General features: G+C 57.2%; 13 protein-coding genes. 8 read left to right on the top strand and 5 right to left on the bottom strand.

The genetic code is table 11. The annotated features are described in order from the left end of the window. Positions 1 to 6: 6 nt before the first annotated feature. Positions 7 to 1,053 carry a MerR family transcriptional regulator gene (locus tag KCG39_RS07815; protein WP_004121826.1) on the top strand — a complete coding sequence of 349 codons (1,047 nt, stop codon included), beginning with the start codon at positions 7 to 9 and terminating at the stop codon, positions 1,051 to 1,053. On the opposite strand, the gene dauA is transcribed toward KCG39_RS07815, so the two are convergent. The 4 genes from dauA to lolB all read right to left on the bottom strand — a co-directional run bounded on the left by dauA (position 1,054) and on the right by lolB (position 5,572). Continuing rightward, positions 1,054 to 2,733 carry a C4-dicarboxylic acid transporter DauA gene (dauA, locus tag KCG39_RS07810; RefSeq protein ID WP_029669642.1) on the bottom strand — a complete coding sequence of 560 codons (1,680 nt, stop codon included), beginning with the start codon at positions 2,731 to 2,733 and terminating at the stop codon, positions 1,054 to 1,056. 249 nt (positions 2,734 to 2,982) lie between these two features. Next, a complete protein-coding gene (prs, locus tag KCG39_RS07805; protein ID WP_004103157.1) occupies positions 2,983 to 3,930 on the bottom strand; it encodes a ribose-phosphate diphosphokinase in 948 nt (315 codons plus the stop codon). 182 nt (positions 3,931 to 4,112) lie between these two features. Beyond that, positions 4,113 to 4,961, bottom strand: a complete 849-nt coding sequence (ispE, locus tag KCG39_RS07800) for a 4-(cytidine 5'-diphospho)-2-C-methyl-D-erythritol kinase (RefSeq protein ID WP_162626066.1) — start codon at positions 4,959 to 4,961, stop codon at positions 4,113 to 4,115. Next, positions 4,961 to 5,572 carry a lipoprotein insertase outer membrane protein LolB gene (gene lolB / locus KCG39_RS07795; protein WP_004103154.1) on the bottom strand — a complete coding sequence of 204 codons (612 nt, stop codon included), beginning with the start codon at positions 5,570 to 5,572 and terminating at the stop codon, positions 4,961 to 4,963. The genes ispE and lolB overlap by 1 nt, the downstream gene beginning before the upstream one ends. Before the next feature lie 273 nt (positions 5,573 to 5,845). Here lolB and hemA point away from each other — a divergent pair, with 273 nt between their 5' ends. From hemA to kdsA, 6 genes are all read left to right on the top strand, one after another. Beyond that, positions 5,846 to 7,102 carry a glutamyl-tRNA reductase gene (gene hemA, locus KCG39_RS07790; protein WP_004121817.1) on the top strand — a complete coding sequence of 419 codons (1,257 nt, stop codon included), beginning with the start codon at positions 5,846 to 5,848 and terminating at the stop codon, positions 7,100 to 7,102. Positions 7,103 to 7,145: 43 nt separating this feature from the next. Then, positions 7,146 to 8,228: a peptide chain release factor 1 gene (prfA, locus tag KCG39_RS07785; protein ID WP_004851884.1), complete on the top strand. Its 1,083-nt coding sequence runs from the start codon at positions 7,146 to 7,148 to the stop codon at positions 8,226 to 8,228. Next, positions 8,228 to 9,067, top strand: coding sequence for a peptide chain release factor N(5)-glutamine methyltransferase (gene prmC, locus KCG39_RS07780; RefSeq protein ID WP_087828966.1), 840 nt, complete (start codon positions 8,228 to 8,230; stop codon positions 9,065 to 9,067). The genes prfA and prmC overlap by 1 nt, the downstream gene beginning before the upstream one ends. Then, the gene (sirB2, locus tag KCG39_RS07775; RefSeq protein WP_004121807.1) at positions 9,064 to 9,456 is read left to right on the top strand and encodes an invasion regulator SirB2; all 393 of its coding nucleotides are present in this window, start codon (positions 9,064 to 9,066) and stop codon (positions 9,454 to 9,456) included. The genes prmC and sirB2 overlap by 4 nt, the downstream gene beginning before the upstream one ends. A gap of 3 nt (positions 9,457 to 9,459) precedes the next feature. Continuing rightward, positions 9,460 to 10,272, top strand: a complete 813-nt coding sequence (sirB1, locus tag KCG39_RS07770) for an invasion regulator SirB1 (RefSeq protein ID WP_004121806.1) — start codon at positions 9,460 to 9,462, stop codon at positions 10,270 to 10,272. A gap of 247 nt (positions 10,273 to 10,519) precedes the next feature. Continuing rightward, positions 10,520 to 11,374, top strand: a complete 855-nt coding sequence (gene kdsA / locus KCG39_RS07765; RefSeq protein ID WP_004851877.1) for a 3-deoxy-8-phosphooctulonate synthase — start codon at positions 10,520 to 10,522, stop codon at positions 11,372 to 11,374. A 90-nt stretch (positions 11,375 to 11,464) separates the two neighbouring features. On the opposite strand, the gene chaA is transcribed toward kdsA, so the two are convergent. Then, entirely contained in the window at positions 11,465 to 12,565 is a 1,101-nt protein-coding gene (gene chaA, locus KCG39_RS07760; RefSeq protein ID WP_004121802.1) for a sodium-potassium/proton antiporter ChaA, read from the bottom strand. Positions 12,566 to 12,830: 265 nt separating this feature from the next. On the opposite strand from chaA, the gene chaB reads away from it, so the two are divergent. Continuing rightward, the gene (gene chaB, locus KCG39_RS07755; protein ID WP_004121799.1) at positions 12,831 to 13,061 is read left to right on the top strand and encodes a putative cation transport regulator ChaB; all 231 of its coding nucleotides are present in this window, start codon (positions 12,831 to 12,833) and stop codon (positions 13,059 to 13,061) included. Positions 13,062 to 13,151: the final 90 nt, after the last annotated feature.

Raw genomic sequence — 13,151 nt, 5'->3', positions numbered from 1 at the left:
GCAATCATGTTAATTCAGGTGGGAGAACTGGCGAAGCGCGCCGGAATGACCGTCCGTACGCTACATCATTATGAACAAACGGGATTGCTGACGCCTTCGGCCAGAAGCGCGGCGGGTTACCGGTTATATAATCTGGCGGCCGTAAAGCGGCTGCATATGATCAAAGCGCTGGCACAGGCCGGGCTGGAACTCGCCACTATCAAGGACTATCTCGACCGGGACGCTTTCTCGCTGTCCGACCTGCTGGTTAAGCAGATAACCACCCTCGACCGGCAGCTACAAACTCTCTCAACGTTGCGCCAGCGCCTGGCGCTGCTGCGTGAAGAGCTGGACAGCGGAGGCGAACCCGACCTGGAGTCCTGGCTACAAACGCTGGAGTTAATGAAAATGTACGATCGCTGGTTTAGTCAACAGGAGTTACAGGTGCTGCCGTTCGCGGAGCAGGATGAGCAGCGCAATCAGACCTGGCTGGAGCTGGTTAGCGAAGCGCAGCAGCTCATGCGCCAACGCTGCCCGGCAGACGCGCCGCAGGCAATGGCGCTGGCAACCCGATGGATGGAACAACTGGAGCAGGATACCGCCGGAAGGCCTGAGTTTCTGACCCGGCTGAATGAAATGCACGCCGCTGAGCCGCAGATGCGCGAGCAAACCGGAGTGACTCCTGAAACGATTGATTTTATTACCCATGCCTTTGCGGAAAGCAAGCTGGCCATCTGGGCGCGCTATCTGAATGCAGAAGAGCTGGCGTTTACGCGGCAGCACTATTTCGATCGCCTGATGGAATGGCCTGCGCTGGTGGCCGACCTGCATCGGGCCTGTCGTGAAAAGCAGGACCCGGCATCCGTGGAAGGTCAGCAGCTGGCGCAGCGCTGGCTGGGGCTATTCCAGTCATATGCGGGAACGGATCCTCATACGCAGCAGAAGTTTCGTTATGCCATGGAGCGGGAGCCGCATTTGATGAAGGGAACCTGGATGACGGCGGAGGTGCTTGGCTGGCTTCAGCAGGCGATTGGCGTGATGATGCGGCAGGCATCAGGGCCTGCCGCCGGGTAATTAAATATCCGCCAGCGCGGCGTTGCGGTCCGGGTAGAAGCTCAGACGGCCCGGAATCGGTTTAACGCCTGCCCGCGCCAGGGTGCGCAGCGGCTGAAATTCCAGGTTCGACACGCGCAGCTCACAGCCTTCCGGCAGCTTCTTCACGAAACGCTGGAAGGCATCCAGTCCGCCGGCGTCCAGCACCGGCACCGCATCCCATTTCAGCACCACAATACGCTTGCCTGCGACCCGCGTTTCCAGATCGGTAAACAACCCTTCCGCGGCGGCGAAAAACAGCGGACCAATGACGCGCAGCACCAGCACATCATCCGGAACCTCAACGTTGACCGGCGCCAGACGGGTCATCCGCGCGATCCGGCGCATAAACAGCAGGGAAGCCAGCACGATGCCGACACTAATCGCGATGACCATATCAAACAGTACGGTCAGCGACATGCACATCAGCATGACGATAATGTCGTCTTTCGGCGCATAGCGCAGCAGGTTAACGACCTTGTGCGCTTCGCTCATATTCCATGCCACCATCAGCAGCAGCGCCGCCATCGCGGAAAGCGGCAGCCAGGAGAGCAGAGGGGCAAGCACCAGCAGCGCCATAATCACCAGTAGCGCATGGATCACGGCGGAAACCGGCGAGGTCGCGCCAGCGCGGACGTTGGCCGCCGAGCGGGCGATGGCGGCGGTGGCAGTAATGCCGCCGAAGAACGGCGCCACGATATTGCCGAGCCCCTGGCCAATCAACTCGCTATTGGCCTTGTGTTTGGTGCCGGTCATGCCGTCCAGCACCACAGCGCACAGCAGGGACTCAATCGCCCCGAGCATGGCCATGGAAAACGCCGCCGGCAGCAGCGCCTGCAGCGAAGACCAGCTGAGGGTGAAGTCTGAACCCGGCATATCCCACGGCAGCACCAGCTGCGGCAGCAGCTGCGGAATACCGTTGCCCTGGCTGCCGTCGGCGAGAATATAGTGGAACTGAGAGCCAATGGTGGCGACGTGCCCGCCAAGCAGGTTGACCACGCCCATCACCGCGCAGCCCGCCAGCAGGGCCGGCAGGTGGCCCGGCAGACGAATCCCCAGACGCGGCCAGATAATCAGCGTGCCCAGCGTGACCACGCCGATGGCGGCATCGCCGGGATTAATGGTCGGCAGCGCCATCGCCAGCGCGCCGACTTTTTGCAGATAATGTTCAGGCACGTGCGCCATCTGCAGGCCGAGAAAATCTTTAATTTGCATGGTACCGATGGTGATACCGATCCCGGAGGTGAAGCCGAGAGTGACCGATAGCGGAATATACTCAATCAAGCGGCCAAAGCGCGCCAGGCCGAAAAGAATCAGGAAGATCCCCGACATCAAGGTGGCGACCAGCAGCCCGGCAAGTCCGAACTGCTGCGAGACTGGGTAGAGGATCACCACGAAAGCGGCGGTAGGCCCGGATACGCTGAAGCGTGACCCGCCGGTTAACGCAATGACGATCCCCGCCACCGCTGAGGTATAGAGACCGTACTGCGGCGCCACCCCGCTGCCAATTGCCAGCGCCATCGCCAGTGGGATAGCGATAATTCCGACGGTAATCCCGGCAATCACATCACGAGTAAACCGCGAAGCGGTATATTTTTCTTTCCAACAAGCGTCGATGAGGGCGCGGAAAGGCATCACATGTGAGGAAAATAATCTGTTCACAATAATGTTTCATCCATGAGCGCATCATCTGTCAACTAAATGGCAGGTGAAGGAGGCATCGGTCATTTCCACGTCATCCTTCGGGATGCCTCTGCGTTGGCTGCGTTCATTGACCCCGATCCTGTACTGCCTGTACGTTGCCGGAGATTCATTCACTTGCCGCCATGACGCATGCCGAATGATTTTGTGGAGAATAAAAGGTTTAGAGACAAAAAAACCCGCCGCAGCGGGTTTTTGTGCCGGGCTCGATTAATGTTCGAACATAGCAGAGATAGATTCTTCGTTGCTGATACGACGAATCGCTTCGGCCAGCATACCAGACAGCGTCAGGGTACGGACTTTTTCCAGCGCTTTGATTTCCGGCGTCAGCGGAATAGTATCGCAGACGACGAATTCGTCAATCACTGAGTTCTTGATGTTCTGGATAGCATTGCCGGAGAAGATCGGGTGCGTCGCGTAGGCGAATACGCGTTTAGCGCCGCGCTCTTTCAGCGCTTCAGCCGCTTTACACAGGGTGCCGCCGGTATCGATCATATCGTCAACCATTACGCAGTCGCGACCGGCGACGTCACCGATGATGTGCATCACCTGAGAAACGTTAGCGCGCGGACGGCGTTTGTCGATGATAGCCATATCGGTATCGTTCAGCAGCTTGGCGATAGCGCGAGCGCGAACTACGCCGCCGATGTCCGGAGAAACCACGATAGGGTTGTCCAGGTTCAGCTGCAGCATGTCTTCCAGCAGGATCGGGCTGCCGAATACGTTATCAACCGGAACGTCAAAGAAGCCCTGAATTTGTTCTGCGTGCAGGTCAACGGTCAGAACGCGGTCGACGCCGACGCTGGACAGGAAGTCAGCAACCACTTTCGCGGTGATAGGCACACGAGCAGAACGAACACGACGGTCCTGGCGAGCATAACCGAAGTAAGGGATAACAGCGGTGATACGACCTGCCGAAGCACGACGCAGAGCATCAACCATAACAACCAGTTCCATCAGGTTGTCGTTGGTGGGAGCACAAGTGGACTGGATGATGAAAATATCACCACCGCGTACGTTTTCATTGATTTGTACGCTGACTTCACCGTCGCTAAAACGACCTACGGCGGCGTCGCCAAGAGAAGTGTACAGGCGGTTGGCAATACGTTGTGCTAGTTCCGGGGTGGCGTTACCAGCAAAAAGCTTCATATCAGGCACGAGAAGAACCTCAGGCATGCGTCCAGTGGTGGATGAAATGGGCCAAAAACTGTGCGGGTGGGCACGATTTCATCCAGGCGGTGTATTAAAGAGCCCGATGCAACGTCTGGAACAGGGTGACGTTGTCACCGTAACTCAGTTTCCCCGGCGTTTTCGCCAAATTTGCTATAGTTTAGCAGAACTTAGCGCAGCGCCTGCTTGAGCGGAGAGATGTTAACACCTCGCGCCACGAAGCCATGCAGCCATGCCGGGGCTTTTTCAAGCACCTGACGAGCGGCGGATTCAGTGTCAAATTCAGCAAATACACATGCACCGGTGCCAGTCAGGCGCGACGGCGCATATTCTAACAGCCAGGAAAGCGCCGCATCAACCTCACGAAAACGTTTTCTTGCGATAACCTCGCAATCATTGCCGAATTTACATTTTAATAACGTATTAATTGACCTGACCGGGGTATCGCGAGGCAGTTGCGGATCGCGAAAAATGATCGGCGTTGGAATGCTGACTCCCGGATGCGCTACCAGATACCATTTTTCCTCCGGTTCGGCCGGGGTCAGAATTTCCCCAATACCTTCGGCAAAGGCCGCGTGCCCGCGAACGAACACCGGCACGTCGGCGCCCAGCTGCAGACCCAAAGCCGCCAGCTGATCTTCCGAGAGATGGCAGCCCCATAAGTGATTCAGCGCCACCAGAACGGTTGCGGCGTTGGACGAGCCGCCGCCGAGGCCGCCGCCCATCGGCAGCACCTTGTCGATGCTGATATCGGCGCCGCTGCCCGGGGGAAGCGTCCCGGCCTGCGCTGCGGCCTGCATTAATAGCCTGGCCGCGCGGATGATCAGGTTCTCTTCATCCGGCACGCCTTCAACCGGCGTCAGCAGACGCAGTTGACCGTCATCGCGCGGTTCAATCGTCAGCGTGTCGCCATAATCCAGAAACTGAAACAGCGTCTGCAGCGTGTGGTAACCGTCGACGCGCCGCCCGGTAATGTACAAAAACAGGTTCAGCTTTGCGGGAGAGGGCCAGCGGGTCATCATTTCACAATCCAGTTATCCATTTTCAGCTTGATGCGCTGGCTGCCGTCGTTAAGCTCCATATTGGCCGGCAGCGACGGTTTTGTGTCGGAGGTGTAACCGCCCCAGGTGACGTGCCAGGTCTTGCCGTTTTGCGTGTAATTCAGTTCGCGCAGGCGGTACTGGTCATCAAGCGAGTAGTCGGTGGCTTCGCCAGGCAGGCCAATAATCCACTGGCGCAGGCTATTGAGCGGAATCGGCATGCCGGTCAGCCGGCCAATCATCTCTTCGGCATCGGTCGCCGTGTAGGTCTGTCCTTTATTATCAATCAGCTGCACGTTGCCCGGCTGGGCGGTTAACGACAGCTCGGTGCTACCGAGCGGGTTAGTCAGCAGCAGGCGATAGCGGTCCTGGCCGGTTTGCTGCCAGAAGAAGCGGGCATACACCTTTTGCTCATCCGAAAGATAAGCGAAAGCGCCGCGCGTCTGAAACTGATTGAGATTGCGGACATCTTGCTGGTGCTGACGCCACTGTGGAGAATCCGGGCTTTTACCCGGCCCTTTCGGAGCATTAATCGCACAGGCGGTCAGGACGAGGCTTGCCAGCGGCAACAGGCGGAACAGTCGATTCATAATGATGACAAATCCTTGATGTCTACAGTGAAATGCGGCAAATGAGAGTAACAGCTGGCCGATTTGTGTAGCGGGTTACAATAATAACCATTAATGCTAGCGTTGCCGGGCGGTAGCGTCTACGTTCAAGTTGTCTGAAATCAAAAAATTACCGTTAATGGCTATTACAGATTAGCTATTACTCCAAAAGGGGAGCCTCTCTTTTATTGATTACGCGCATCCTGTATGATGCCTGCAGACTAACCTTAGCAACGCTGGTACTACTCCCTCACAATGACGCTTTTAGCTCTTGGCATTAACCACAAAACAGCTCCTGTAGCGCTGCGAGAACGCGTAACGTTTTCGCCGGACACGCTCGACCAGGCGCTGGAGAGCTTGCTGGCTCAGCCAATGGTGCAGGGCGGGGTGGTGCTGTCGACCTGTAACCGCACGGAACTCTACCTCAGCGTCGAAGAGCAGGATAACCTTCAGGAAGTTCTTATCCGCTGGCTGTGCGATTACCACGGCTTAAATGAAGACGATCTGCGCAAAAGCCTCTACTGGCATCAGGACAACGATGCGGTCAGCCATCTGATGCGCGTCGCCAGCGGTCTTGATTCGCTGGTGCTGGGCGAGCCGCAGATCCTCGGGCAGGTAAAAAAAGCCTTTGCTGATTCCAGCCGCGGGCATCTTAACGTCAGCGAGCTGGAGCGCATGTTCCAGAAGTCGTTCTCAGTGGCCAAACGCGTGCGTACCGAAACCGATATCGGCGCCAGCGCGGTCTCCGTGGCCTTTGCCGCCTGTACTCTGGCGCGGCAAATCTTTGAATCCCTCTCCAGCGTTACCGTGCTGCTGGTTGGCGCCGGTGAAACCATTGAGCTGGTGGCCCGCCATCTGCGCGAGCATAAGGTGCGCAAAATGGTGATTGCCAACCGCACCCGCGAGCGCGCTCAGGCGCTGGCCGATGAGGTTGGCGCGGAGGTGATCGCCCTGAGCGACATCGACGAGCGGCTTAAAGAAGCGGATATCATTATTAGTTCTACCGCCAGCCCGCTGCCGATTATCGGTAAAGGGATGGTGGAGCGTGCGCTGAAGGCGCGCCGCAACCAGCCGATGCTGCTGGTCGATATTGCCGTTCCGCGCGATGTCGAACCGGAGGTTGGCAAACTGGCGAACGCCTATCTCTACAGCGTTGACGATCTGCAAAACATCATTCAGCACAACCTGGCGCAGCGTAAAGCCGCGGCGGTGCAGGCAGAAACCATTGTTGAGCAGGAAGCCAGCGAATTTATGGCCTGGCTGCGCGCCCAGAGCGCCAGCGAGACTATCCGCGAATATCGCTCCCAGGCCGATCAGGTCCGCGAGGAGCTGACGGCTAAAGCGCTGGCGGCGCTCAATCAGGGCGGCGATGCGCAGGAAATTATGCAGGATCTGGCGCGCAAGCTGACTAACCGCCTGATCCACTCGCCAACCAAATCTCTTCAGCAGGCCGCCCGTGACGGGGATGATGAACGCCTGCATATTCTGCGCAACAGCCTCGGGCTGGAATAGCGCACCTTTCTCTCTTTTTTTAGGACAGGGTGAATTCACGCCTATGAAGCCTTCTATTGTTGCCAAACTGGAAGCCCTTTACGAACGCCATGAGGAAGTTCAGGCGCTACTCGGCGATGCCGCGACTATCGCCGATCAGGATAAGTTTCGCGCGTTATCCCGCGAATACGCGCAGCTGAGCGACGTCGCCCGCTGCTATACCGACTGGCGCCAGCTGCAGGATGATATCGAAGCCGCGCAGATGATGCTCGATGACCCGGAAATGCGCGAAATGGCGCAGGAAGAGCTGCGCGAAGCGAAAGAGAAGGGTGAACAGATGGAGCAGCAGCTGCAGGTTCTGCTGCTGCCTAAAGACCCGGACGACGAGCGTAACGCGTTTGTTGAAGTTCGCGCCGGTACCGGCGGCGATGAAGCGGCGCTGTTCGCGGGCGATCTGTTCCGTATGTACAGCCGTTACGCGGAATCGCGCCGTTGGCGCGTGGAAATCATGAGCGCCAACGAAGGCGAGCACGGCGGCTTTAAAGAAGTGATCGCCAAAATCAGCGGCGACGGCGTTTATGGTCGGCTGAAGTTCGAATCCGGCGGCCATCGCGTACAGCGCGTACCGGCCACCGAATCCCAGGGACGTATTCATACCTCCGCCTGCACCGTGGCGGTGATGCCAGAGTTGCCGGAAGCCGAAATGCCGGACATCAACCCGAGCGATCTGCGCATCGATACCTTCCGTTCCTCCGGCGCGGGCGGTCAGCACGTTAACACCACCGACTCGGCGATCCGTATTACTCACCTGCCGACCGGCATTGTCGTCGAGTGTCAGGACGAACGTTCTCAGCACAAAAACAAAGCGAAAGCGCTGTCGGTGCTTGGCGCGCGCATCCGCGCCGCCGAAGTCTCCAGGCGCCAGCAGGCGGAAGCTTCCGAGCGTCGTAACCTGCTGGGCAGCGGCGATCGCAGCGATCGTAACCGCACCTATAACTTTCCGCAGGGCCGCGTGACCGATCACCGCATCAACCTGACGCTCTACCGTCTGGACGAAGCGATGGAAGGCAAACTGGATATGCTGATTGAGCCGATCGTTCAGGAATATCAGGCCGATCAGCTGGCCGCCCTTTCCGAGCAGGAATGATGACTTTTCAGCAGTGGCTGATCCAGGCTATCGCCCGCCTGAGCCAAAGTGAAAGCCCGCGCCGGGATGCCGAAATCCTGCTGGGTCACGTGACCGGCAGAGCGCGAACCTATATTCTCGCCTTTGGCGAAACGGCGCTGACCGCGGCGCAGGCCGCAGAGCTGGAAACGCTACTCAGCCGTCGCGCCAGGGGCGAACCGGTAGCTCACCTGGTGGGCCAGCGCGAATTCTGGTCGCTGCCGCTGTTCGTCTCTCCCGCGACGCTGATTCCGCGTCCGGATACCGAGTGCCTGGTTGAACAGGCGCTGGCGCGCTTACCCGGTGAGCCGTGCCGCATTCTCGATCTCGGCACCGGCACCGGCGCGATCGCTCTGGCGCTGGCCAGCGAACGCCCGGACTGCCGCGTCACCGCCGTCGACGTGATGCCCGATGCGGTCGCGCTGGCCGCGCGCAACGTTGAACATCTCGCTATGCCTAACGTTAGCGTGCTGCAAAGCGACTGGTTTAGCGCGCTCGCCGGGCAGCAGTTCGACATCATCGTCAGCAATCCGCCCTATATCGACGAAACTGACCCGCATCTGGCGCAGGGCGATGTCCGCTTTGAGCCGAAAACGGCGCTGGTCGCCGCCGATGGCGGTCTGGCCGATCTGGCGCATATCATCCGCGAAGGCCGCCGCTATCTTGCTGCCGGCGGCGTGATGCTGCTGGAACATGGCTGGACGCAGGGCCTGGCGGTGCGGGAGCTCTTTCGCGAGGCGGGTTATGGTAATATTGCCACCTGCCGCGATTATGGAGACAACGAGCGCCTGACGCTCGGGCATTATCAGGGAGAGGTATGAATCTGTTTAACGCGGTACTGTATTTGCATATCGCCTGCGTAGTGGTCTCGGTCAGCCTGTTCGTGCTGCGCTACTGGTGGAGCTGGAGCGGGAACCGCCTGCTCGACCAGCGCTGGGTCCGCATTGCGCCGCACTGTAGCGATACGCTGCTGTTTCTCAGCGGCGCGGGATTAATGGCAATAACGCACTATCTGCCGTTTACCGAAGAGGGTACATGGCTGACTGAGAAGCTGTTTGGCGTTATCATTTATATCGCATTGGGATTTATCGCGCTGGGCCGTCGTCGCTCGCGCAGTCAGCAGAGCCGGTTTGTCGCCTTTCTGCTGGCCCTGGTGGTGTTGTTTATCATTATTCAACTCGCCATCACAAGAATACCGTTATTGGGGTAAGGCATGAGGTCGTTAGCTGATTTCGAATTTAATAAAGCGCCGTTATGTGACGGCATGGTCCTCATTTCTGAATTAATCCGCGACGATTTTCCGACGCACTATGTGCAGGATGAGCTGGAGCGGCTGCTGGCCCTGGCGCAGGAGGAGATTGCCTCTTCCTGGGACCAGGAACGTCAGATAGAGCGTCTGCTGGAGCTGTTCTATCACGACTGGGGCTTCAGCGATTCACGCGGCGTTTACCGTCTGTCCGATGTGCTCTGGCTTGATAAGGTCCTCAACAACCGTCAGGGTAGCGCGGTGTCGTTAGGCGCAATCCTGCTGTGGATCGCTCAGCGTCTGGCGCTGCCGGTGGTTCCGGTTATTTTCCCGACCCAGATGCTGCTGCGCGCCGATCCGCAAGAGAGCGAAGAGATGTGGCTCATTAATCCGTTTAACGGCGAAACGCTGAACGAGCATATGCTGGAAGTGTGGCTGAAGGGTAATATTAGCCCGGTCGCCGAGCTGTTTAACGAAGATCTCGACGAAGCCGATAACGCGGAAGTGATCCGTAAGCTGCTCGACACCCTGAAATCGGCGCTGATGGAAGAGCGGCAGATGGAGCTGGCGTTACGCACCAGCGAAGCGCTGCTGCAGTTCAACCCGGAAGATCCGTACGAAATTCGCGATCGCGGGCTGATATACGCCCAGCTCGATTGCGATCACGTGGCGTTGCAGGACCTCAGTTACTTCGTTGAACAGTGCCCGGAGGATCCCATTAGCGAGATGATCCGCGCGCAGATCAACACCATTTCGCACAAACAAATTACTTTGCATTAAAGCCAATCCCAGCAGGCGCTCCTGGCGCAGCCAGTTTGGACACGGACAGCGCTTCGATCCCGGAGCGTACACGTAGTACGTGAGGATTGACTCGCGACGCTCGCCCTCCGGGCCGCCCTGAAGGGCGTTCAAAATACTTTCGTATTTTGTCGAGCACTGCCCAGGTCCAAAATGGCAAGCAAAATAGTCCTGATTGGATAGGCTTTAGTCTGAAACCATTCCGGTTACACCCTGATAAGGCGAACTTATGAAACAAAAAGTGGTTAGCATTGGTGATATCAACGTAGCAAACGACCTGCCATTCGTGCTGTTTGGTGGCATGAACGTGCTCGAATCCCGCGACCTTGCGATGCGTATCTGCGAACACTACGTGACCGTCACGCAGAAGCTGGGTATTCCTTACGTGTTTAAAGCCTCTTTTGATAAAGCTAACCGTTCTTCCATCCACTCCTATCGCGGGCCGGGGCTGGAAGAAGGGATGAAGATTTTTCAGGAGCTGAAGCAGACTTTCGGCGTGAAAATCATCACCGACGTTCACGAAGCCAGCCAGGCTCAGCCGGTGGCTGACGTGGTTGACGTTATTCAGTTGCCAGCGTTCCTCGCCCGCCAGACCGACCTGGTTGAAGCGATGGCGAAAACTGGCGCGGTGATCAACGTGAAAAAACCGCAGTTCGTGAGCCCGGGCCAGATGGGCAATATCGTCGATAAGTTCATCGAAGGCGGCAATGACAAAGTCATTCTTTGCGATCGCGGCGCGAACTTCGGCTACGATAACCTGGTGGTCGACATGCTGGGCTTCGGGGTGATGAAAAAAGCCTCCAATAACTCACCGGTTATCTTCGACGTTACCCACGCTCTGCAGTGCCGCGACCCGTTTGGCGCCGCGTCCGGCGGACGCCGCGCGCAGGTTGCCGAGTTGGCGCGCGCCGGGATGGCGGTGGGTATCGCTGGCCTGTTTATTGAAGCGCACCCGGATCCGGAACACGCGAAATGCGACGGTCCGTCCGCGCTGCCGCTGGATAAACTGGAGCCGTTCCTCAAGCAGATGAAAGCCATCGACGATCTGGTCAAAGGTTTTGATGAGCTGGATACCAGCAAGTAACCGCGCCTGAAATGACAAAAGCCTGCCCGTTGCAAAACCGGCAGGCTTTTTTTATCTCCCCGGCAGAGGTATACGCCGCCGGGGGGAGGCTCAGGCAAAAATGGTCATCAGGTACGCGGCGAACAGCGCCAGGTGCGCCGCGCCGTTCAGCACGTTGGTGCGCCCGGTAGAGAACGAAATCTGGCACAGCAGCAGGGAGGCAACCATCACCACCATTTCCGGCGCGCCAAGGCCAAAGCGCAGTTCATTGCCGGTGAGGAAGGCGATAAGCGTTACCACCGGCACCGTCAGAGAAATGGTGGCCAGCACGGAGCCGAAGAACAGGTTCATCGCCCGCTGGACCTGATTGTTCAATACCGCTTTCAGCGCGCCAAGGCCTTCCGGAGAGAGGATCAGCAGCGCGACCAGGAAACCGGTAAAGGCCACGGGGGCGTTCATGCTGGTCAGCAACGTCTCAAGCGGATTAGCGTTCATTTTGGTTACGGCGATTACCGCAACCAGGTGTACCAGCAGCCAGGCGGTATGCCACTTGCTGCTATGCGCCGACGGTTTTCCGTGGTGCGGGTCATCGTCGTCGCCGTCATCTTCATGCTCGTAAACAAACAGGCTCTGGTGTGTTTTCGTTTGAATTAGCAGGAACACGCCGTACATGGCGGCGGAAATCAGCGCAACCAGCAGCGCCTGGCCGGTGGTGAAGTTAGCCCCGGGCAGCGCCATCGGGAAGACCAGCACGATAATCGCCAGTGGAAAAAGGGCGATCAGGTACTGTTTAAGGCCGAACAGATTCATATACTGGGTGGCGAATTTGCGCCCGCCCAACAATAAAGAAAAACCTACCAACCCGCCGGTGACAATCATGATGATTGAATAAAGCGTATCTCGCATCAGGGTCGGCGCGGCGTCGCCGGTGGCCATTAATGCGGAAATCAGGCTGACTTCAAGTATAACCACTGAAAGGCTTAAAATTAATGAGCCGTAGGGTTCGCCAAGGCGGTGCGCCAGAACGTCGGCGTGGCGAACAACGCTGAATGCGCTGCTCAGAATCCCGACCAGCGCCAGGATATTAATAGCAACGACCACTGGCAGTGACTGGCTGCTTCCCCAGAAAAACAGCACCGCCAGCGCCAGAACCGGAAAGGCGAGGGTGGTCTCCTTGTGGCGGGTTTTCACCGCCTCATGTGCATCGGTCATGAATTATCTCCAGGTATGCAGGTGTTATAATTATAGATACTGTAAGTTAATAAAATAACAGACATTGCGCGGACTATTTTGTTTTTTTACTTAAATTTACTACTCTGGCTCTATAAAAGTGGTAGATTGCCATAAAATGCGGTTACTATTTTTTTGTATCTATTATTCAGATAATTACTAAAACATCTTTCTCATTTATCTGTCGCCTTGCCAGCCGATTGAACCTCTACCAGACTCACTATTCACCCTTAAACCGGAGGTTGCCATGCCCTATAGCAACAAAAGTGAATTGCCCGACAGCGTTCAGCACGTTCTCCCCGCGCATGCCCAGGAGATTTACAAGGAAGCCTTTAACAGCGCCTGGGAACAGTATAAGCATAAAGAAGACCGACGCGATGACGCCACCCGTGAAGAGACGGCGCACAAAGTCGCCTGGGCGGCGGTGAAAAATGAGTACCAAAAAGGCGATGATGATAAGTGGCATAAGAAGAAGTAATCGCTCATGATACGCTCTCTGCTGCCTGAACCCTTGCCCGCGGCTCGTTCATTGCTTATTGTCGAATAAAGCTGGATAATAATTCGGCAA

The sequence above is a fragment of the Klebsiella pasteurii genome, assembly GCF_018139045.1.
Taxonomy (GTDB): domain Bacteria; phylum Pseudomonadota; class Gammaproteobacteria; order Enterobacterales; family Enterobacteriaceae; genus Klebsiella; species Klebsiella grimontii.
This window is presented reverse-complemented; position numbering and strand designations above follow the sequence as displayed.

Bases quoted from the DNA above. Each gene is read 5' to 3' on its own strand.
- KCG39_RS07815 (WP_004121826.1), top strand. From the start codon at position 7: ATGTTAATTCAGGTGGGAGAACTGGCGAAGCGCGCCGGAATGACCGTC.
- ispE (WP_162626066.1), bottom strand. From the start codon at position 4,961: ATGACCCGCTGGCCCTCTCCCGCAAAGCTGAACCTGTTTTTGTACATT.
- lolB (WP_004103154.1), bottom strand. From the start codon at position 5,572: ATGAATCGACTGTTCCGCCTGTTGCCGCTGGCAAGCCTCGTCCTGACC.
- hemA (WP_004121817.1), top strand. From the start codon at position 5,846: ATGACGCTTTTAGCTCTTGGCATTAACCACAAAACAGCTCCTGTAGCG.
- prfA (WP_004851884.1), top strand. From the start codon at position 7,146: ATGAAGCCTTCTATTGTTGCCAAACTGGAAGCCCTTTACGAACGCCAT.
- prmC (WP_087828966.1), top strand. From the start codon at position 8,228: ATGACTTTTCAGCAGTGGCTGATCCAGGCTATCGCCCGCCTGAGCCAA.
- sirB2 (WP_004121807.1), top strand. From the start codon at position 9,064: ATGAATCTGTTTAACGCGGTACTGTATTTGCATATCGCCTGCGTAGTG.
- sirB1 (WP_004121806.1), top strand. From the start codon at position 9,460: ATGAGGTCGTTAGCTGATTTCGAATTTAATAAAGCGCCGTTATGTGAC.
- kdsA (WP_004851877.1), top strand. From the start codon at position 10,520: ATGAAACAAAAAGTGGTTAGCATTGGTGATATCAACGTAGCAAACGAC.
- chaA (WP_004121802.1), bottom strand. From the start codon at position 12,565: ATGACCGATGCACATGAGGCGGTGAAAACCCGCCACAAGGAGACCACC.
- chaB (WP_004121799.1), top strand. From the start codon at position 12,831: ATGCCCTATAGCAACAAAAGTGAATTGCCCGACAGCGTTCAGCACGTT.